This is a genomic window from Enterobacter sp. JMULE2, assembly GCF_013337145.1.
Classification (GTDB): Bacteria; Pseudomonadota; Gammaproteobacteria; order Enterobacterales; family Enterobacteriaceae; genus Enterobacter; species Enterobacter mori.
Map to the genome: position 1 here is coordinate 44,978 of NZ_SGWD01000012.1, position 17,942 is coordinate 62,919.

The window sequence follows — 17,942 nt, forward strand, 5'->3', positions numbered from 1 at the left end:
TATGACTTCAGCGACACCCGTGCGGGCGGGTGTCAGCCTGGACGAACTGCTGGCGGCGAAAGATCGCCGCGCAGCGCGCCAGGCTGACATGCTTGAGCACTATCAACAACCGGTGATTTCCCTCACGCTGGTCACGCCGGGGGAAATCAAAGACAGCCTGCGCTATCGCAATACCATGGGCGTGGCGCTGCAAATGTGCGACCAGCTGCTGTGGGAGAACCGCTGGCAGGTGCTGGACCGCCAGGTGCTGTGGCTACCGACCGGGCCGGAAGCCCTGTGGTGCGTGGCCCATCCGGCGGCGGAAATCAAAGCGCACTGTGCGGATCTGGAGCAGACGCACCCTCTCGGCAGGCTGTGGGATCTGGACGTGATCTGCCCTCAGCACGGCCACGTCGGGCGTCAGTCGCTGGGGGCGAATCTCAGACGCTGCCTGATCTGCGACGAGCCCGCTCACGCCTGTTCCCGCTCGCGAAAGCATCCTGTTGAGGCGGTGGTTTCCCGCGTGGAGAAGACGATCGATGACTGGTTTGCTCGCGACTAAACAGCGCCCGGTTGACGTGCCCGCGCTTGCCGAAGCGGCGCTGTGGCAGGAGCTGGAGCTGACGCCCAAGCCGGGGCTGGTGGACAAGCTCAATAACGGCTCCCATCGCGATATGGACCACGCGCTGTTCGTCCGCAGCATTGCGGCGATTACGCCTTGGTTTTCGCGCTTTGCTGAGCTGGGTTGCACGCATGCAGATAAACCTGCTGCCGAACAATTAAGGATTATCCGCCCGATGGGGATGGCCTGCGAGCAGGCGATGTACGCCGCGACGAACGGAGTGAACACTCACAAGGGCGGGATTTTTGCCCTGGGTTTACTGTGCTTCGCTGCCGGGCGTGTGAAAAACATCTCCGCAGACAGCCTCTGTTGTGAGGTGAGTAACATCTGCAGCGGGCTGGTATCGCGTGAGCTGGCCGCACGCAGCGGGCAGGCGACGGCGGGCGAGCGGCAGTTTCAGCAGTACGGTTTAACTGGCGCGCGCGGCGAGGCGGAGAGCGGCTTCGCGACAGTGCGTAAGGCTTTGGATTCGTGGAACGGACAGTCGCTTCACGGCCTGCTGTTGCGCCTGATGGCGGTTAATCAGGACAGCAATCTCGTATCGCGCGGCGGCATGGAAGGGTTGCGCTACGTTCAGGGCTACGCGCGGGAATTACTGGCTAACGGCTGGGATCGCGAGGCGTTGCTTAGAATGGATAAGGCATTGATTGAACACAATCTGAGCCCGGGCGGCAGTGCGGATTTGCTGTCGGTGGGGTGGGTGCTCTCTGCAATAAAATAGCCGGGTGGCTAACGCTTACCCGGCCTACTCTCCGTGCTTTTGTAGGCCCGGTAAGGCGAAGCCGCCACCGGGCAAAAGACATCAAGGATCAATGCGCGATCGGCTGCGCACCGTGTGGTTCACGTACGTGCTTGTACTTGAACAGCGCGATAAACGCGAAGAACAGCACCAGCGAGTACGCGGCGAAGATCAGCCACACTGGCTGCCAGTCGGTGATGCCGTTGGTGGTGTACATCTCAACCACTTTACCGCTCACCACGCCGCCCAGAATACAGCCGAAGCCGTTGGTCATCATCAGGAACATGCCCTGCGCGCTGGCGCGGATTTCAGGCTTCACCTCTTTTTCCACAAACACCGAACCGGAGATGTTGAAGAAGTCGAAGGCGCAGCCGTAAACGATCATCGACAGCACCAGCAGCACGGTACCGAACGCGCTTGGGTCACCGTAGGCGAACAGGCCGAAGCGCAGCATCCATGCAGCGATACTGATCAGCATGACGTTTTTGATGCCGTAGCGGCTCAGGAAGAACGGGATGGTCAGGATGAACAGCGTCTCAGAGATCTGAGAGATGGACATCATCACCGACGCGTGCTCGACGATAAAGCTTCCGGCAAACAGCGGGTTGTTATCGAAGCTGTGCAGGAAGGTGTTGCCGAACATGTTGGTGATCTGCAGCTCTGCGCCCAGCAGCATGGAGAAGATAAAGAAGATCGCCATGCGTCTGTTTTTAAACAGCGCGAACGCGTCCAGGCCGAGCATGGCGCTCCAGCTCTGGTTTTTCTGCTGGTTAGAAACTGGAATGTGCGGCAGCGTCAGGGTGAATAGCGCCAGTACCACGGAGAGCGCGGCACCGATATAGAGCTGCATATGGCTCAGCTCAAAGCCCGCGAAGCTCACGCCCCACATCGCCATGATAAAGCCGATGGTGCCCCAGATACGGATTGGCGGGAAGTCGGTCACGATATCCATTCCCGCAGACTTGATGCGGTGGTAGGAGATGGTGTTGATCAGGCCAAGCGTTGGCATATAGGCCAGCGAGTTAAGCAGGATCACCATGAACATCGCCCCCGGCGTGGTCACTTCGGCCGCTATAAACAGCGTCCCCGCACCCACCAGGTGGCAAAGCATGTATAGCCATTTCGCACTTAACCATTTATCCGCCACGATACCGAGCAGTGTTGGCATGAAGACAGCCGCGATACCCAGCGAACTGTATACGGCACCGATAGACGCACCGTCGAACTTGAGCGTCACAAACATATAGGAGCCGAGTGTGGTCAGCCAGCTACCCCACAGGCAGAACTGCAGAAACGACAAAATTTTAAGCTGCAGCTTAAGGTTCATGTTACTTTCCTCACAAGTGAGCGGGAGATATGTTGTTTTGGGAACATTCAGGGTTGTTATTTGATGCAATTCTATCAGTTGGCAACGATATGTTTTGTTACCTCCCGCAAAAAAATGCAATCCACATTAATTTGCAGTTTGGATTGTGATGCAAATAACATTTTCGTATGGGTGTTCACGTTCCCTCTCCCTTTTGGGGAGAGGGTTAGGGTGAGGGGGCGTTTTTTAGCGACGACGATAATTCTTCTGCGCCGTATTCACCTTATACAGATAGCGGCGGGATTCCGCAGACGGGTGGCGGGTGGTGAGGGTTGAGTAGACATCCCCCGGCGCCATGCTGTTGATGATGTTCGCGGCCTGCACCTTATCGCTGGAGAAGACGCGCAGCACGCTGCCCGCACCGCCGTTATAGGCGGTGATCACCGCATAGCGGCGCGACGTTGGGTTATCAATTCCGCCCAGGTACACATTATTCAGCATCGCCAGATAGGCGGTGCCGGTATCGATGTTGCTCTGCGGGTCGAACAGATAGCTGCGGCTCGGCGTGCCGGATTTACCCTGCGAGCGGAAGACGTCTTTACCGGCGCTGTGCTGCACAACCTGCATCAGCCCCAGCGCGTCGGAGCGGCTTACCGCGTACGGGTTGAATGAAGATTCGGTCTGCATAATCGCCAGGATCAGCGACTCATCCACGCCGTACTTACGTGACGCCTGACGCACCATCCCAATGTACTTATGCGCACGCTTGTCGAGGTGGTTCGGCACCAGGTTGATGGTGATGCTGTAGATGATCTTCAGGCCGTTGGAGCGGCTTTTCAGGCGCGTTTGCAGCAGATAATCCGCGAAGTTCGTGGCGCGGCCTTCCCAGCGGATCGGCTGACCGGTTTGATCGACGACCTGGCCGTACAGGAACGGCTCTTTGGAAATGGTAATGTCGTCTGCGTCGGAGTAGAGATCGATAGAGCCCGGATCGTCACCCATCAGCAGGGTTTTGATAATCGCCTGACGCAGACGCGCAGCAGGGTCAGTGCCTGCGATGGTTTCAACCGTGATCGTACCGTCATCAAAGTTGATGTGGCTTCGGGTCTGATAGGCGTCGGTGTACTTAACGTAGTCCTTAGGTCCGGCGATAAGAACTTCGTTAAATCCCCATATGTTTTCGATGTTGTGGGCAAACTGCCCCATCAAAATGTCAAAACCGTTGGTGTCCTTAACCCAGGCTTCGTTGTAATCATCGCCTTTTTTGGAAGAACAAGAGACAAGCAACGGCGCAACAAGAGCTAGCGCTAAAAGTTTTTTCATCATTCCGGGAGTGCGTGTTGTGTTTGCTTAGTCGTTGCTATTGCCCGGCGGCGCTACGCTTGCACGGGCCTACGGTTTTGTAGGCCGGGTAAGCGCAGCGCCACCCGGCAACAGCCGCTCAATATTATTTTTCCGGTGGCGTATAGCCTTCGATGTGCACGTCTTTACCTTCGAACAGGAAGCTCACCATCTCCTGCTCCAGCAGCTTGCGATGTTCCGGGTTCATCATGCTGAGTTTTTTCTCGTTGATCAGCATGGTCTGCTTTTTCTGCCACTGTCCCCAGGCTTCTTTGGAGATTTCATTGTAGATGCGTTTACCCAGGTCGCCCGGATAAAGCTGGAAGTCCTGGCCTTCAGCGTCACGCTGCAGGAAAGTACAAAAAATCGTTCTGGCCATACTCGTTCCTCTTTTTCTTGCCGATGCTAAACCATTGCACCGGCACGTAATTGTTGTAACAGGCGCTCCACGGGAGCCGCCAGCCCGACTGAAGGCGGTTGCGCTAAGTTATACCAGAGAGCGGTGCCTTCATCCATGCACGAGGTGAATGAGGACACGGGAAGCCACATGGGCACAATATCCAGATGGAAATGGCTGAAGGTGTGGCGAAACGCGGTCAGCTGCGTCAGGTTATCGGCGGCTATTCCGCGCTGTTTAAGCCATTCACGCAGCAAATCTTCATTTTCAAACTGTGGGAAGCAGTATAGACCGCCCCACAGACCGCTCGGCGGACGCTGGGCAAGGAACACCTCATCGCCGTGTTGCATCAGCAGCATATAGCCGGTGCGCTCCGGCAGCGTCTGTTTGGGTTTCTTACCGGGATACTGCGCCCACGAATGGTTGGCATACGCCACGCAGAGATTATTCACCGGGCAGAGTTCGCATTTTGGTTTTGAGCGCGTGCAGACCATCGCGCCCAGATCCATCATCGCCTGGTTAAAACGCTCCACCCCTTTCGCCGGGGTGACCGCTTCGCTGATCTCCCAAAGGCGTTTTTCTACGTCTTTCTTACCCGGCCAGCCGTCGACGGCATAGCAGCGTGCCAGCACGCGCTTCACGTTGCCGTCGAGGATCGGGAAATGCTTGCCTAATGAAAGGGAAAGAATCGCGCCTGCGGTGGAGCGCCCGACGCCGGGGAGATCGGCCACCTCGTCAAAGGTTTCCGGGAATTTACCGTTATGGCGCGTCGCGACCTGCTGCGCGGCCTTGTGAAGATTACGCGCGCGGGCGTAATAGCCCAGGCCTGTCCACAGGTGCAGCACTTCGTCTAATGGCGCGTTTGCCAGATCGGTGACCGTCGGGAAGCGCGCCATAAAACGCTCGAAGTAAGGAATGACCGTGGCGACCTGCGTTTGTTGCAACATCACCTCGGAGAGCCATACTTTGTAAGGCGTTTTTTCAATTTGCCAGGGCAGGGTTTTACGCCCGTATTTGTCGTACCAGTCCAGCACCTGGGCTGAAAATTGAGAGGCTTGCATGGTCATCGATTCACATAATCAGGGACGCAGATTGCAGCACAGCGTCAATCTGCTGTAAACCGGATCTTTCCCATGCTTGCATAGAAGCCTTAACTTTGGATAATGCCCGTTTCCCGAACACTCTCACAAGCAGACAACTCTTTTATGAAAAACGACGTCATTTCACCGGAATTTGATGAAAACGGTCGCCCGCTGCGCCGTATTCGCAGCTTTGTCCGCCGTCAGGGCCGCCTGACAAAAGGGCAGCAACACGCGCTGGACAACTACTGGCCGGTGATGGGCGTTGAGTTCACTGAACAGCCTGTCGACTTCGCCGACCTGTTTGGCCGAGAGGCGCCTGTGACCCTGGAGATCGGTTTTGGTATGGGCACCTCGCTGGTGACCATGGCGAAAGCGCGACCAGAGCAGAACTTCCTCGGTATCGAGGTGCACTCGCCGGGCGTCGGTGCATGCCTGGCAACGGCCCACGAAGAGGGCGTTGAGAACCTGCGCGTCATGTGTCACGACGCGGTGGAAGTGCTGCACAAAATGATTCCTGACAATTCTTTGAACATGGTTCAGCTCTTTTTCCCTGACCCGTGGCACAAAGCACGTCATAATAAACGCCGTATCGTTCAGGCACCGTTTGCCGAGCTGCTGAAAAGTAAGTTAAAACTGGGCGGCGTCTTCCACATGGCGACCGACTGGGAACCTTATGCGGAACATATGCTGGAAGTGATGTCCTCGCTGGACGGCTATAAAAACCAGTCTGAAAGCAACGACTATGTACCGCGCCCGGATTCACGTCCGGTGACAAAATTTGAACAGCGTGGCCATCGTCTTGGTCACGGTGTATGGGACTTAATGTTCGAGAGGGTGAAATAATGGCAAAGAATCGTAGCCGTCGTCTGCGTAAAAAGATGCACATCGAAGAATTCCAGGAAGTGGGCTTCTCTGTTGCCTGGCGTTTCCCGGAAGGCACCAGCGTTGAGCAGATCGATCAGGACGTTGACGCGTTCATCAATGACGTGATCGAGCCAAACAAGCTGGCCTTCGACGGTAGCGGCTATCTGGCGTGGGAAGGTCTGATCTGCACCCAGGAAGTCGGTAAATGCACCGAAGAACATCAGGCGCTGGTACGCAAATGGCTTGAAGACCACAAACTGGAAGATGTCCGCATCAGCGAACTTTTCGACGTTTGGTGGGACTAATAAAGCAAGTACAGGGCCAGCATTAGCTGGCCCATTTTGTCTGAGGGAGTGTTAATGATGCGCAAAACGTTGCTGGCGGTTGCTTTACTGGCAATCGGATCCACCGCCCATGCGGAGTATAAATGTAGCGTCACCCCGCGTGACGACGTGGTATTAAGCCCGCAAACCGTGCAGGTCAAAGGCGAGAACGGCAATCTGGTGATTACGCCGGATGGCAACGTGACGTTTAACGGCAAGCCGCAGAACCTGACTGCCGCCCAGCGCGAGCAGGCGAAGGATTACCAGGCCGAGCTGCGTACCGCACTGCCGTGGATTAACGACGGCGCGCTGACGCGCGTTGAGAAAAGCCGCGTGGCGCTGGATAAGATCATCACCAAAGAGGTGGGTGAGAGCAGCAATATGCGCACCCGTCTGACCAAGCTGGACAAGCAGCTGAAAGAACAGATGAACAGGATTATCGAGAACCGTACCGATGGTCTGACGTTCCACTACAAGGCGATTGATCAGGTCCGTGCTGACGGGCAGCAGCTGGTGAATCAGGCGATGGGCGGCATCCTGCAGGACAGCATCAACGAGATGGGGGCGAAAGCCGTGCTGAAAGGCGGCGGTAACCCGCTGCAGGGCGTGCTGGGTAGCCTTGGCGGCTTGCAGACCTCGATTCAGAACGAGTGGAAAAACCAGGAAGATGATTTCCAGCAGTTTGGCAAAGACGTGTGTAAACGCGTGGTGTCGCTGGAAGATAGCCGGAAGGCGCTGGTGGGGACGCTGAAGTAAGATTTGTGCGCACTGGGCCCTCTCCCCATGGGAGAGGGGGTTAGAGTTCCCTCTCCCTGTGGGAGAGGGTTAGGGTGAGGGCATCAGGCATTGCAGTCGTTGAAGAATGATATTTAACACTTCATCTTCGTTAACGCGATATTCATTATTCCAGAACCGTACGACTTCCCACCCGTGCGTATTCAAAAACGCGGTACGACGTGAATCATAGTCCTCTTCACCCTGATGTTGCCCCCCGTCCAGCTCAACGATCAGTTTCGCCTTAAAGCAGGCAAAATCGACGATATACGTACCAATCGGCATCTGGCGGCGAAACTTATACCCATAGAAGCGACGGCCTCTGAGCAAATACCAGAGGCGTAATTCTTCGGGCGTCATTTGTTTGCGGAGTTGTTTTGATTTGTCCATCCCCACACTCTGCCAGCCTTTCCCTCAGCCGGCAGAACGGGGTGCAAAATCCTGAATCAGCCTTCAGGAATCTTCGGCGAGGAACAGCTCAAGAAGGGAGTTTAAGAACAGTTTGCCGTGCTCGGTGATCTGCCAGTATTCCTCACATTCCGTGAGATACCCCTGGGCCAGCGCCTCGTCGATCTGCGGGCGAATCACCGACTCCGGCAGCCCGGTATAACGCGTAAATTCCGCGCGCGGCGCGGCTTCCAGCAGACGGAAGCGGTTCATGAAGAACTCAAACGGCTTATCCGCCGCCTCGACGTCGTGCTGACGCTCCAGGTAGCGGCCTTCCATATATCCACGCGGGTGTCGGGTCTTAGCGGTGCGCAGTATGCGCCCGTCCGGGAAGGTCACCTTGCCGTGCGCGCCGCAGCCAATCCCCAGATAGTCGCCAAAGCGCCAGTAGTTCAGGTTGTGCTGACACTGATAGCCCGGCTTCGCGTAGGCGGAGGTTTCATACTGCTGATAGCCTGCAGCGGTCAGAAGCCTATGGCCCTGCTCGAAGATATCCCACAGCGCGTCGTCATCCGGCAGCACCGGCGGGCGCGAGCCAAACAGTGTGTTTGGCTCGATGGTGAGTTGATACCACGACAGGTGCGGCGGGTTCAGTTCGATCGCCTGGCGCAGGTCGTCCAGCGCCTCTTCCAGCGACTGATCCGGCAGGCCGTGCATCAAATCCAGGTTAAAGCTGCGAAGATTAAGCCCGGTCGCCAGGTGTGCCGCGCGCTTCGCCTCTTCCGGGCCGTGAATGCGGCCCAGACGTTTCAATTTCGGCTCGCTAAAGCTCTGCACGCCGATGGAGATGCGGTTCACCCCCGCACGCTGATAGTCGACAAAACGGTCGGCCTCAACGGTGCCGGGGTTGGCTTCCATCGTAATTTCAGCATCCGCTGCCAGGTTCAGACGCGCGCGCACGCCGTCCAGCAGCGTTTGCATTGCCGGGCCTGAAAGCAGGCTCGGCGTACCGCCACCAATGAAAATGGTCTTAACTTCACGTCCCTGTGCGTAAGCGACATCCGCGTCCAGGTCGGCCAGCAGATGCGCAACGTAGTCATCATGAGGCACTTCACCCTTCAGCGCGTGCGAGTTGAAATCGCAGTACGGGCATTTCTGCACGCACCACGGGATGTGAATATAAAGACTCAGAGGCGGCAAATTAGCCATTACGTAACGCTTCCAGTAACAGTTTCAGTGCGCGTCCTCGGTGGGAAATCGCGCTTTTCTCTTCGCGGGTCAGTTCCGCAGCGGTTTTGCCCTCGGAGGGGACATAGAAAATTGGGTCGTAGCCAAAGCCGCCGTTGCCAGCCGCTTCACGGGTAATCACGCCCGGCCAGCTGCCGTGGCAGACGATCGGCGTCGGGTCTTCCGCGTGACGCATATAGACCAGCACGCAGTGGAACTGCGCGGTGCGCTGTTCGTCCGGTACGTCTTTCAGGGCGACAAGCAGCTTTTCCAGATTCTGCTGGTCGGTGGCGTCCACCCCGGAATAGCGTGCAGAGTAAATTCCCGGCGCACCGCCGAGAAAATCCACGGCCAGGCCGGAGTCATCGGCAATCGCGGGCAGGCCGGTGACCTGTGCGGCGTGGCGCGCTTTCAGGATCGCGTTTTCGATAAACGTCAGGCCCGTCTCTTCGGCGGACTCGACGCCAAGCTCGGTCTGGGCGACCACGTCCAGCCCAAAATCATTTAATAGCGAGGCCAGCTCGCGCACTTTACCGGCGTTACCGGTCGCGAGAACAACTTTCTGCATGGTTTAGTCCTGTTCTGTCAGAGCCGCGACTTCCGTCGGGATTACTTGCGGATTAAGGATTTTTACCTGTTTATGCCGCCCAAGTTCACCTTTTTCAATGATGACCTGGCTTTTGGCGACGCGAAACTGTTTTGCCAGATATTTGGTCAGATGCGCGTTCGCCTGGCCGTCGACCGGCGGGGCGGTGATGGCGACTTTCAACTCGTCGCCATGCAGCCCAACAATACTGTCACGGCTGGCTTTCGGCTGAATATACAACCGCAAAACCAGCCCGTCAGCGCAGGTGCTTACGGCACTCATAGCGCCATCCACAGCCCCGGCAGCAGCATGTTGCCCGTGGACTGTAACAGCTCAGCGATACCCATGTTGACCACATACAGCAGCAGTACCAGGATCATCGGCGAGAAATCAATACCGCCCATCGAAGGCAGCAGGTTGCGAATAGGGCGCAGCAGCGGTTCGGCCAGTTGGATCAGCGCATATTCAACCGGACTACGGCCCTGGCTTACCCAGCTCATTATCGCCATCACCAGCAGCACCCAGAAGATCAGCAACCCGACGGTTTTGACCAGAATCAGGACCGCAGCAATCCAGATAATCGGCTGGAAGGTGATGACCATAAACAGCACGATCGCTTTGATAACGCTCAAAATAAACGCCACCAGCAGAGACGAACTGTCGATAGGACCCATCGCCGGAATAATACGGCGCAGCGGCCCGACAACAGGTTGCGTGATTTTCACAACAAACTGGGAAAACGGATTGTAAAAATCACAGCGGGCCCCACTGCATCCAGACGCGCAGTAAAAGCGCCATCGTATACAGCTCAAGCACCGTTGAGAGCAGGAAAGTCAACGTCTTCATGGCGTTCCTCAGGTTTCCTTATTATTTTAGTAGTCGCGCGCACCGAAAATTGCCGTGCCGATGCGCACCATAGTGCTGCCTGCCGCGATGGCGGCTTCCATATCATCCGACATGCCCAGTGAAAGCGTGTCTACCGTTTCATAGCGCGCTTTAAGCGCCTCAAATGCTACAGCCATTTGCTGTGCCACGGCAAACTGCCTTTCATAACTTGACTCAGGCGCCGGAATTGCCATCAGCCCGCGCAGGGTTAAACGCCGCAGGGCGGCGACTTCCTCTGCCAGTGCATCCAGCTCGCTCAGCGCAATGCCGGACTTGCTGTTTTCATCACTGATGTTGATTTGAATCAGCACGTTAAGCGCGGGCATCTCTGCGGGCCGCTGGTCGTTCAGACGGGTAGCAATGCGCAGTCGGTCAACGGTATGGCACCAGTCGAAATGTTCTGCCACCAGACGGCTTTTGTTCGACTGCAGCGGGCCGATAAAGTGCCACTGCAGATCCGAATTCCCCTGCTCCTGGAAGTAGCGAATTTTATCCACGCCTTCCTGCACGTAGTTTTCGCCAAACGCCCGGTGGCCTGCCGCTATCGCTTCTGCGATGGCGCTCGCAGGCTTAGTTTTGCTGACTGCAAGCAGGGTAATTTCTTCTGAAGCACGGCCGCAACGCGTTGCAGCGGCTGAGATTTTGTCCCGGACCTGTGCCAGGTTATGCGCAATGTCGTTCATTTTCCGAGGAGTAGTCTATGGATGTGGAAGAAATTGTGGCCCTTAGTGTAAAGCATAACGTCTCCGATCTACACCTGTGCAGTGATTCACCGCCGCGCTGGCGCAGATTAGGCCGACTTGAACCGGCCCCGTTTCCAGCCCCCGACGTTGAGGCGCTATTAAAAACCTGGCTCAACGATGAACAGCAGGGCGCGTGGTGGGCAAACGGACAGGTAGACTTTGCCGTCACGCTCACAGGCAATCAGCGTCTTCGCGGCAGTGCGTTTACGCATATGAAGGGGGTGTCGATCGCTTTGCGAATGTTGCCGCTCGCGTGCCCGCAGCTTTCTGCACTGGGTGTGCCCAGGGCTATCCCGGAACTGCTCTCCAGTGACAGCGGGTTGATTCTGGTGACGGGTGCGACCGGTAGCGGAAAATCCACGACGCTCGCGGCGATGGTGGATTTTCTCAACCATCACACTGACGGCCATATTCTGACGCTCGAAGATCCGGTGGAGTTTATGTACCAGAGTGAACGCTGCCTGATACAGCAGCGGGAGATGGGTCAGCACAGTCTCTCCTTTGCCGAGGCGCTGCGCAGTGCGCTGCGCGAAGATCCGGACATTATTCTATTGGGAGAGCTGCGCGACAGCGAAACCATCCGCCTTGCGCTGACGGCGGCCGAAACCGGGCACCTGGTGCTGGCGACGCTGCATACGCGCGGCGCTTCGCAGGCGATTGAACGGCTGGTGGATACCTTCCCGGCGCAGGAGAAAGATCCGGTGCGTAACCAGCTGGCAGGCAGCCTTCGCGCTGTACTGGCGCAAAAACTGCTCCAGGACGTGCAGGGCGGGCGCGTGGCGCTTTATGAACTGCTGGTGAACACCTCGGCGGCGGCGAATCTCATCCGCGAAGGGAAAACGTGGCAATTACCCGGCATCATACAAACGGGTCAGCAGGCGGGAATGCAAAACTTTGAGCAGAGTCTGGCGGAAAGGCGGGCGCAGGGGCGGCTGTAGGCCCCGGCGCTCAGTAACCTTGTTCGAAATAGCTTTCGAGAATGATGACGGCTGAGGCGGAGTCGACGCTGCCTTTGTTCAGCGCCCGGAAACCACCGTGCTCAAACAGGCCTGCGCGCGCTTCGACGGTACTCAGACGTTCATCGTGGAGCTTTACCGACACGCCAAAGCGGCCATGAATTTTGTTGGCGAACTTACGCGCGCGGGCGGTGAGCGGCTGTTCGGTGCCGTCCATGTTCAGCGGCAAGCCCACAATCACGTCGTCCGGCTGCCACTCTTTGAGCAGGCGCTCGATGAGGTTCCAGTCCGGCGTGCCGTCGTTGGCCTTGAGTGCCGTCAACGGGCGCGCCGTGCCTGTGATGCGCTGACCCACGGCGACGCCGATGCTTTTGGTACCAAAATCGAAGGCCAGAAGCGTTCCGCTCATTACGCGTGCCCCGCTACGCCTGGCATGGTCAGAATATCGATGCCAATCAGTTTCGCCGCGTCACGCCAGCGATCGGCGATAGGCGTTTTAAACAGGATGTTCATATCGGCAGGTGCGGTCAGCCACGCGTTATCCAGTATCTCTTGTTCAAGCTGGCCTTTCTCCCACGAGGAGTAGCCCAGCGCGACAAGCACTTCGGAAGGTTGCTCGGCAGTGCCCAGCGTTTCAAGCACGTCGCGAGAGGTCGTGACAACGGTGTTGTCGGAGATACGAATACTGGAAGAGAAGACCGGCGGCGTATGCAGGATAAAACCACGATCTTCCGCGAGCGGGCCACCCAGCATCACCGGTTTATCGAGACGGATCTCCGGGAGACGCGCTTCAGCGGTGATTTTCAGCTTGTCCAGAATTCCTTCAACCTGCAGGTTTTCCAGCGGCTTGTTGATGATAATCCCCATCGCACCGTCTTCGTTGTATTCGCAAATATAAACCACGGCGCGGCGGAAAATCGGATCCTGGAGAGCAGGCATGGCAATAAGAAAGTGATGCTGTAAATTCATTGTCAGAGGTACTGTTTCCTGGTTTAAAAAGCGACAGCGCCCAGTATGGGGATAAACCTGGGCGCTGTCACAGATTATTTCTGTAAACGTTTTTCGATAGCGTCCATCAGCATTCCGGTGATCGAGATCGGGAACTCCGCTTCGATTTCACGGATGCAGGTCGGGCTGGTGACGTTCACTTCGGTCAGGCGATCGCCGATGATATCCAGCCCAACGAAGATCAGGCCTTTGGCCTTCAGCGTCGGGCCGACGCGGCGGGCAATTTCCCAGTCGCTTTCGGTCAGCGGACGGGGTTCACCACGGCCACCAGCGGCCAGATTACCGCGGGTTTCGCCACCCTGAGGAATACGCGCCAGGCAGTAAGGTACCGGTTCGCCATCCACGACCAGCACGCGCTTATCGCCGTCTTTGATAGCCGGAATGTAGTTCTGCGCCATGCAGTAACGCGTGCCCAGCTCGGTGAGGGTTTCGGCAATCACGCCGATGTTTGGGTCGCCCTCTTTCACGCGGAAAATCGACGCGCCGCCCATGCCGTCCAGCGGTTTCATGATGATATCGCCGTGCTTCTGCCAGAACGCTTTCAGCTGCGCCTTGCTGCGGGTCACCAACGTTTCCGGCGTCAGGTCAGAGAACCACGCGGTGTAGAGCTTCTCGTTGCAGTCGCGCAGGCTTTGCGGCTTGTTGACGATCAGCGTGCCTTTCTCTTCAGCACGCTCAAGGATATATGTGCTGTAGATGTATTCGGTGTCGAACGGCGGATCTTTACGCATCAGGATCACGTTGAGGTCGGCCAGGGCAATGTCCTGCTCGGTGCCGAACTCATACCATTTGTCGTAGTTCTGCTCGACGTTAACGATGCGGGTACGTGCGCGTGCTTCACCGTTGATCAGGTAAAGATCGTTCATCTCCATATAGTGGAGTTCATAGCCGCGACGCTGCGCTTCCAGCAGCATGGCGAAGCTGGAATCTTTCTTGATGTTAATGTTTGCGATGGGGTCCATCACGATGCCGAGCTTGATCATGTTCTTCTCCGTTAATGCTTCAACCCAGATCGCCAAACCGTACCTGTAGCGCGGTAATGGCCGTGAGTGCCGTTGTCTCAGTGCGCAGAACGCGAGGTCCCAACAGAATATCAGTAAACTGGTAACGTGCCGTCATCGCAATTTCGTCCGCCGACAGGCCGCCTTCGGGGCCAATCAGCAGGCGTACGCGCTCGACGGGCAATGGCAGCGTATTGATGCTGGCGCTGGCGCGTGGATGAAGATTGAGCTTGAGCCCGCTGTCCTCTTCTGCACACCAGTCTTCCAGGTCCATCGCCGGGCGGATCTCCGGAATACGGTTGCGGCCACTCTGTTCACACGCCGCAATGGCAATTTTCTGCCACTGCTGGATCTTTTTGTTCAGACGTTCCGCATCCAGTTTAACGCCACAGCGCTCAGAAAAAAGTGGCGTAATGAGGCTTACACCCAGTTCAATGGATTTCTGAATGGTGAATTCCATTTTCTCACCGCGCGACATTACCTGGCCCAGATGGATGTGCAGCGGCGATTCCCGGTCATCCACGTCGCCACGCAGCACGTTAACGTGCACGCTTTTTTTATCAGACCGCGTGATTTCCGCGTCGAAAACCTGGTTCGAGCCGTCGAACAGCTGTATTGCCTGACCTGCACCCATGCGCAGCACGCGGCCCACGTGGTTGGCGGCGTCATCAGACAGGGCGATTTCGCGGCCTGCGGTAATCAGTTCAGGATGGTAAATGCGGGGAATGCGCATAGTCAGAAATTCCATGTGTCATGCGATATAAGCGAATTGCCGTAGTGTAGGTTAGCTCTTTTGCGCCTGGCAAGCCCGCTGGACGTAAGGGTTGTGATTCCCCTGGACGTTGGCGATGCGCTCGTCGCGCTGGCATTCCCACTCCGTCACCGGGAACTGCTTGTCCCAGGCGTTGAACAGCTGCGTCTGCTGGCGGGAGAGGTTGAGGTCGTAACGGTCACGCATATAGAAGTAGGTGCGGGCGATGCTGCCGCGCGCGCGGGCAGGGGGCTCGGCGACTTTCTCTTTGAAATCCACCTTCATGCCGCACTGACCGTACTGGCCTTCGCCACCGTTCCACTGGCTGTACATAAAGTTGCCGCGGTCACCGTTCACTTCGCCAACCGCAGGCTGCAGGTTGTGCATATCGCTTTCCATCTGGCGATAAACCGGATCTTTGGAACAGTTTTTACGCCCGCCATCCTGCCAGCACTGCCGCTGGTGGCCAAACTGCCAGGCCGGGACGACATGTTCCCATTCAATGCGGCTGGCGCGGTTTTCATTTTTACGCACCTTATAGCCGCAGGATTCGAGGTCAACGACCCCTTTTTTACCCTGCCAGTTAATTTTACAGCCGCAGTAGAAATCACCCGGAACATCAGCGTTCACCTTCACGCCAGCGGCTTTGGCCTGAGAGAAACTGTTGATACCGTCGGCCAGAGCATGGCCGGAGAGCGCCGTCGCCAGAAGGGCAACCGCGAGAGAAACATTACGGGACATCTTACACTCCGTGTCAAAACGAGCCCGCAACGTAACGAATGTTGTTCCCGTATGCAATCAGTCAGATCAGGAAAGTTCCTGAAAGTTCAGATAATTATTCGGCGACCAGCGGTTCGCCGCATTTTACGCAGCGGTAGGTTGCCTCGCCGCGCACCACGCGGTTATGACGGCGGACGGTGAGCTGGTGCTGCTGGCATCGGCAGCGGTAGGAAAATGTATTGCGGCGCACGGATTCCAGTTCGAACTGATGCGTGCGGCGAGCCGGAACGCCGAGCACGGCTTCCATCATCCACTTCCACTCTTTCCCGTGCGGCGCTACGCGGCCAAAGTGCTTCCACACCAGAAGATGCGCCAGCTCGTGCGGCACCACTTCCTCAATAAACGCCTGCTGGTTTTCCATCATCAGCACCGGGTTCAGGCGGATCTCATACGATTCCAGCCAGGCGGTGCCTGCTGCGGTTCCACGCTGCTGATAAACCAGCTTCGGTTCAGGATAGTTGCGGCCGAGCTTCAGGTTGGCCTGGGCGAGTTTTTCCCGCAGGCTGCGCATAACGGCTTGCTGAATGGCGATGGGGAGACGGGGAGCTTTCATAGGGGCAGAGCATAAAGCGCGAAGCGGGGAGGTGCAAGGGGCACCTCCCGCCAGAGAATTAGTCGTGTGCGCCGATTTCGCGCAGCGGACGACCTTTCATCAGGTTACGTTCAATGTGTTCCAGTGAAACGTGTTTGGTTTCTGGAACCAGCCAGATAGTCAGAACAATAAAGAACAGGTTCAGACCGGCGTAGACCCAGAAGGTGTTGGCATTGCCCAGGGTATTGAGCATGGTCAGGAACGTTGCGCCGACGATCATGTTGGCAATCCAGTTTGTCGCGGTGGAGCAGGTGATACCAAAATCACGCCCTTTCAGCGGCTGGATCTCAGAGCACAGCACCCAAATCAGCGGACCGGCGCTCATTGCAAACCCGACGATAAACATCAGCAGCATTGCCACCGCGAAGTACTGGGCGGTTGGAGAGTGAATGCCCACATGCATCATGGTGCCCAGCACGCCCATGCCGACGGCCATCACCAGGAAGCCCAGCGTCAGGGTAGGCTTACGCCCCCAGCGGTCCACCAGTCCGATGGCGATAAAGGTCGCCAGCACGTTGGTCAGGCCGACAATAACGGTGCCCCACATCTGCTCGGTCGTGTTGGTATAACCCGCCAGCTCAAAGATTTTTGGCGCGTAGTACATGATGACGTTCATCCCGGTGAACTGCTGCATCACCTGCAGAAGCACGCCGAGGAACACCGCGCGGCGGAAGTTGCTGTTCTCTTTAAACAGCGCCCAGCCGGACTGTTTCACCTTCAGGCTTTCGCGGATCTCTTCCAGCTCGTTTTTCGCCTCTGCGCTGGTATCGCGCAGGCGGAGCAGCACGCGTTCAGCATCAACGAAGCGGCGTTTTGCGGCAAACCAGCGCGGGCTGTCCGGCAGGAAGAAGACGCCAATCAGCAGCAGGATGGCCGGTATGATGATTACGCCGAGCATCCAGCGCCATGCGCCGCTGTAGCTAAACGCGGTATCGGAAAGGTAAGCACCCAGAATACCGATGGTGATCATCAGCTGGTACATGGAAATCATGCTGCCGCGGATTTTCTCCGGCGCGATTTCGGAAAGATACAGCGGTGCGGTATAGGAAGCGACGCCGACAGCCAGGCCCAGCAAGACGCGGGAAAGAATGAGCACTTCAACGTTAGGGGCAGCAGCAGAGAAGAGTGAACCGGCAACGAACAGGATCGCGCCGATCATCAGGCTCTTTTTGCGCCCGAGCTTGAAGGAGAGCCAGCCGCTGCCAACGGCACCGACTGCCGCACCGAACATCATGGAGCTGACCACCCATTCCTGGGTATGCGCGGTAATCTGGAACTCGTCTGCGATGAAGGGAAGTGCGCCGGCAATCACGCCGATATCCAGGCCAAAAAGTAATCCTGCCAGGGCGGCGAGGAAGCAGACGAAGAATGTCATCGCCTTGTTGGACGTACGCCCTTGTTTATTATTGTCAGGCATTATGCCCTCCATTTGATTTATCAGTTTTGTCGATGTTAAGGGTAGGTGAGTGACCCGTAAAAATATGTGAGACAAATCACATTGGTGTAATCGGTTACACTAACGTGCAACCGTAAAAATAATTAAAGCTTTGAAAATATAGAGGTAAATGAGGTGATGCGCATCGCGTTTGTTTGAATTTC

General features: G+C 56.7%; 22 protein-coding genes and 1 pseudogene. 6 read left to right on the forward strand and 17 right to left on the reverse strand.

The features are described from left to right. The first annotated feature begins 1 nt into the window (after position 1). Both citX and citG read left to right on the forward strand, forming a co-directional pair. Positions 2–541 (forward strand): citrate lyase holo-[acyl-carrier protein] synthase, encoded by a 540-nt coding sequence (gene citX / locus EXW94_RS11245; protein WP_174340129.1) that lies wholly within the window; start codon positions 2–4, stop codon positions 539–541. Beyond that, positions 519–1,322 carry a triphosphoribosyl-dephospho-CoA synthase CitG gene (gene citG, locus EXW94_RS11250; protein ID WP_174340130.1) on the forward strand — a complete coding sequence of 268 codons (804 nt, stop codon included), beginning with the start codon at positions 519–521 and terminating at the stop codon, positions 1,320–1,322. Before citX ends, citG begins: the two co-directional genes overlap by 23 nt. Positions 1,323–1,410: 88 nt before the next feature. On the opposite strand, the gene EXW94_RS11255 is transcribed toward citG, so the two are convergent. The 4 genes from EXW94_RS11255 to mutY form a co-directional block, all read right to left on the reverse strand. Continuing rightward, positions 1,411–2,667, reverse strand: coding sequence for a nucleoside permease (locus tag EXW94_RS11255; protein WP_174340131.1), 1,257 nt, complete (start codon positions 2,665–2,667; stop codon positions 1,411–1,413). 225 nt (positions 2,668–2,892) lie between these two features. Next, the gene (gene mltC / locus EXW94_RS11260) at positions 2,893–3,969 is read right to left on the reverse strand and encodes a membrane-bound lytic murein transglycosylase MltC (RefSeq protein ID WP_108416264.1); all 1,077 of its coding nucleotides are present in this window, start codon (positions 3,967–3,969) and stop codon (positions 2,893–2,895) included. Between the two features lie 124 nt (positions 3,970–4,093). Continuing rightward, the gene (locus tag EXW94_RS11265; protein ID WP_023309138.1) at positions 4,094–4,366 is read right to left on the reverse strand and encodes an oxidative damage protection protein; all 273 of its coding nucleotides are present in this window, start codon (positions 4,364–4,366) and stop codon (positions 4,094–4,096) included. Between the two features lie 26 nt (positions 4,367–4,392). Next, positions 4,393–5,445, reverse strand: coding sequence for an A/G-specific adenine glycosylase (gene mutY, locus EXW94_RS11270; RefSeq protein WP_174340132.1), 1,053 nt, complete (start codon positions 5,443–5,445; stop codon positions 4,393–4,395). A 144-nt stretch (positions 5,446–5,589) separates the two neighbouring features. Between mutY and trmB the strand changes: the two genes are divergently transcribed. Genes trmB through EXW94_RS11285 form a run of 3 tightly spaced genes read left to right on the forward strand, consistent with a single transcriptional unit; the run spans position 5,590 to position 7,409 of the window. Next, positions 5,590–6,309: a tRNA (guanosine(46)-N7)-methyltransferase TrmB gene (gene trmB, locus EXW94_RS11275; protein ID WP_089599965.1), complete on the forward strand. Its 720-nt coding sequence runs from the start codon at positions 5,590–5,592 to the stop codon at positions 6,307–6,309. After that, on the forward strand, positions 6,309–6,635 hold the full coding sequence (locus EXW94_RS11280; RefSeq protein WP_010435485.1) for a YggL family protein: 327 nt from the start codon (positions 6,309–6,311) through the stop codon (positions 6,633–6,635). The genes trmB and EXW94_RS11280 overlap by 1 nt, the downstream gene beginning before the upstream one ends. Before the next feature lie 54 nt (positions 6,636–6,689). After that, complete coding sequence (locus EXW94_RS11285) at positions 6,690–7,409, forward strand: DUF2884 domain-containing protein (protein ID WP_174340133.1); 720 nt, start codon at positions 6,690–6,692, stop codon at positions 7,407–7,409. 69 nt (positions 7,410–7,478) lie between these two features. On the opposite strand, the gene EXW94_RS11290 is transcribed toward EXW94_RS11285, so the two are convergent. The 6 genes and pseudogenes from EXW94_RS11290 to EXW94_RS11315 all read right to left on the reverse strand — a co-directional run bounded on the left by EXW94_RS11290 (position 7,479) and on the right by EXW94_RS11315 (position 11,195). Next, on the reverse strand, positions 7,479–7,817 hold the full coding sequence (locus EXW94_RS11290) for an endonuclease domain-containing protein (protein ID WP_174340134.1): 339 nt from the start codon (positions 7,815–7,817) through the stop codon (positions 7,479–7,481). 63 nt (positions 7,818–7,880) lie between these two features. Further along, positions 7,881–9,023, reverse strand: coding sequence for a radical SAM family heme chaperone HemW (gene hemW, locus EXW94_RS11295; RefSeq protein ID WP_174340135.1), 1,143 nt, complete (start codon positions 9,021–9,023; stop codon positions 7,881–7,883). Then, complete coding sequence (locus EXW94_RS11300; protein WP_174340136.1) at positions 9,016–9,609, reverse strand: XTP/dITP diphosphatase; 594 nt, start codon at positions 9,607–9,609, stop codon at positions 9,016–9,018. Before EXW94_RS11300 ends, hemW begins: the two co-directional genes overlap by 8 nt. Before the next feature lie 3 nt (positions 9,610–9,612). Then, a complete protein-coding gene (gene yggU / locus EXW94_RS11305; protein ID WP_010435470.1) occupies positions 9,613–9,909 on the reverse strand; it encodes a DUF167 family protein YggU in 297 nt (98 codons plus the stop codon). Beyond that, positions 9,906–10,473 (reverse strand): annotated as a pseudogene (locus EXW94_RS11310) (YggT family protein). Before EXW94_RS11310 ends, yggU begins: the two are co-directional and overlap by 4 nt. 26 nt (positions 10,474–10,499) lie before the next feature. Further along, positions 10,500–11,195, reverse strand: a complete 696-nt coding sequence (locus tag EXW94_RS11315) for a YggS family pyridoxal phosphate-dependent enzyme (RefSeq protein WP_174340137.1) — start codon at positions 11,193–11,195, stop codon at positions 10,500–10,502. Between the two features lie 17 nt (positions 11,196–11,212). Here EXW94_RS11315 and EXW94_RS11320 point away from each other — a divergent pair, with 17 nt between their 5' ends. Further along, positions 11,213–12,193: a type IV pilus twitching motility protein PilT gene (locus EXW94_RS11320; protein WP_174340138.1), complete on the forward strand. Its 981-nt coding sequence runs from the start codon at positions 11,213–11,215 to the stop codon at positions 12,191–12,193. Positions 12,194–12,203: 10 nt separating this feature from the next. On the opposite strand, the gene ruvX is transcribed toward EXW94_RS11320, so the two are convergent. From ruvX to galP, 7 genes are all read right to left on the reverse strand, one after another. Then, positions 12,204–12,620: a Holliday junction resolvase RuvX gene (ruvX, locus tag EXW94_RS11325; RefSeq protein ID WP_006811925.1), complete on the reverse strand. Its 417-nt coding sequence runs from the start codon at positions 12,618–12,620 to the stop codon at positions 12,204–12,206. Further along, positions 12,620–13,180, reverse strand: coding sequence for a YqgE/AlgH family protein (locus EXW94_RS11330; protein ID WP_010435456.1), 561 nt, complete (start codon positions 13,178–13,180; stop codon positions 12,620–12,622). Before EXW94_RS11330 ends, ruvX begins: the two co-directional genes overlap by 1 nt. Positions 13,181–13,254: 74 nt before the next feature. Further along, positions 13,255–14,202 (reverse strand): glutathione synthase, encoded by a 948-nt coding sequence (gene gshB, locus EXW94_RS11335; protein ID WP_010435454.1) that lies wholly within the window; start codon positions 14,200–14,202, stop codon positions 13,255–13,257. 19 nt (positions 14,203–14,221) lie between these two features. Beyond that, the gene (gene rsmE / locus EXW94_RS11340; protein WP_108416272.1) at positions 14,222–14,953 is read right to left on the reverse strand and encodes a 16S rRNA (uracil(1498)-N(3))-methyltransferase; all 732 of its coding nucleotides are present in this window, start codon (positions 14,951–14,953) and stop codon (positions 14,222–14,224) included. Between the two features lie 51 nt (positions 14,954–15,004). Next, positions 15,005–15,712 (reverse strand): deoxyribonuclease I, encoded by a 708-nt coding sequence (endA, locus tag EXW94_RS11345; RefSeq protein ID WP_174340139.1) that lies wholly within the window; start codon positions 15,710–15,712, stop codon positions 15,005–15,007. 94 nt (positions 15,713–15,806) lie between these two features. Then, positions 15,807–16,304, reverse strand: a complete 498-nt coding sequence (locus EXW94_RS11350; RefSeq protein ID WP_010435446.1) for a SprT family zinc-dependent metalloprotease — start codon at positions 16,302–16,304, stop codon at positions 15,807–15,809. 58 nt (positions 16,305–16,362) lie between these two features. Then, the gene (gene galP, locus EXW94_RS11355) at positions 16,363–17,760 is read right to left on the reverse strand and encodes a galactose/proton symporter (RefSeq protein WP_089599979.1); all 1,398 of its coding nucleotides are present in this window, start codon (positions 17,758–17,760) and stop codon (positions 16,363–16,365) included. Positions 17,761–17,942 lie beyond the last annotated feature (182 nt).

What these genes read in the sequence shown, in the direction of transcription:
- citX (WP_174340129.1), top strand. Translation starts at nt 2, where the DNA reads ATGACTTCAGCGACACCCGTGCGGGCGGGTGTCAGCCTGGACGAACTG.
- citG (WP_174340130.1), top strand. Translation starts at nt 519, where the DNA reads ATGACTGGTTTGCTCGCGACTAAACAGCGCCCGGTTGACGTGCCCGCG.
- EXW94_RS11255 (WP_174340131.1), bottom strand. Translation starts at nt 2,667, where the DNA reads ATGAACCTTAAGCTGCAGCTTAAAATTTTGTCGTTTCTGCAGTTCTGC.
- mltC (WP_108416264.1), bottom strand. Translation starts at nt 3,969, where the DNA reads ATGAAAAAACTTTTAGCGCTAGCTCTTGTTGCGCCGTTGCTTGTCTCT.
- EXW94_RS11265 (WP_023309138.1), bottom strand. Translation starts at nt 4,366, where the DNA reads ATGGCCAGAACGATTTTTTGTACTTTCCTGCAGCGTGACGCTGAAGGC.
- mutY (WP_174340132.1), bottom strand. Translation starts at nt 5,445, where the DNA reads ATGCAAGCCTCTCAATTTTCAGCCCAGGTGCTGGACTGGTACGACAAA.
- trmB (WP_089599965.1), top strand. Translation starts at nt 5,590, where the DNA reads ATGAAAAACGACGTCATTTCACCGGAATTTGATGAAAACGGTCGCCCG.
- EXW94_RS11280 (WP_010435485.1), top strand. Translation starts at nt 6,309, where the DNA reads ATGGCAAAGAATCGTAGCCGTCGTCTGCGTAAAAAGATGCACATCGAA.
- EXW94_RS11285 (WP_174340133.1), top strand. Translation starts at nt 6,690, where the DNA reads ATGATGCGCAAAACGTTGCTGGCGGTTGCTTTACTGGCAATCGGATCC.
- EXW94_RS11290 (WP_174340134.1), bottom strand. Translation starts at nt 7,817, where the DNA reads ATGGACAAATCAAAACAACTCCGCAAACAAATGACGCCCGAAGAATTA.
- hemW (WP_174340135.1), bottom strand. Translation starts at nt 9,023, where the DNA reads ATGGCTAATTTGCCGCCTCTGAGTCTTTATATTCACATCCCGTGGTGC.
- EXW94_RS11300 (WP_174340136.1), bottom strand. Translation starts at nt 9,609, where the DNA reads ATGCAGAAAGTTGTTCTCGCGACCGGTAACGCCGGTAAAGTGCGCGAG.
- yggU (WP_010435470.1), bottom strand. Translation starts at nt 9,909, where the DNA reads ATGAGTGCCGTAAGCACCTGCGCTGACGGGCTGGTTTTGCGGTTGTAT.
- EXW94_RS11315 (WP_174340137.1), bottom strand. Translation starts at nt 11,195, where the DNA reads ATGAACGACATTGCGCATAACCTGGCACAGGTCCGGGACAAAATCTCA.
- EXW94_RS11320 (WP_174340138.1), top strand. Translation starts at nt 11,213, where the DNA reads ATGGATGTGGAAGAAATTGTGGCCCTTAGTGTAAAGCATAACGTCTCC.
- ruvX (WP_006811925.1), bottom strand. Translation starts at nt 12,620, where the DNA reads ATGAGCGGAACGCTTCTGGCCTTCGATTTTGGTACCAAAAGCATCGGC.
- EXW94_RS11330 (WP_010435456.1), bottom strand. Translation starts at nt 13,180, where the DNA reads ATGAATTTACAGCATCACTTTCTTATTGCCATGCCTGCTCTCCAGGAT.
- gshB (WP_010435454.1), bottom strand. Translation starts at nt 14,202, where the DNA reads ATGATCAAGCTCGGCATCGTGATGGACCCCATCGCAAACATTAACATC.
- rsmE (WP_108416272.1), bottom strand. Translation starts at nt 14,953, where the DNA reads ATGCGCATTCCCCGCATTTACCATCCTGAACTGATTACCGCAGGCCGC.
- endA (WP_174340139.1), bottom strand. Translation starts at nt 15,712, where the DNA reads ATGTCCCGTAATGTTTCTCTCGCGGTTGCCCTTCTGGCGACGGCGCTC.
- EXW94_RS11350 (WP_010435446.1), bottom strand. Translation starts at nt 16,304, where the DNA reads ATGAAAGCTCCCCGTCTCCCCATCGCCATTCAGCAAGCCGTTATGCGC.
- galP (WP_089599979.1), bottom strand. Translation starts at nt 17,760, where the DNA reads ATGCCTGACAATAATAAACAAGGGCGTACGTCCAACAAGGCGATGACA.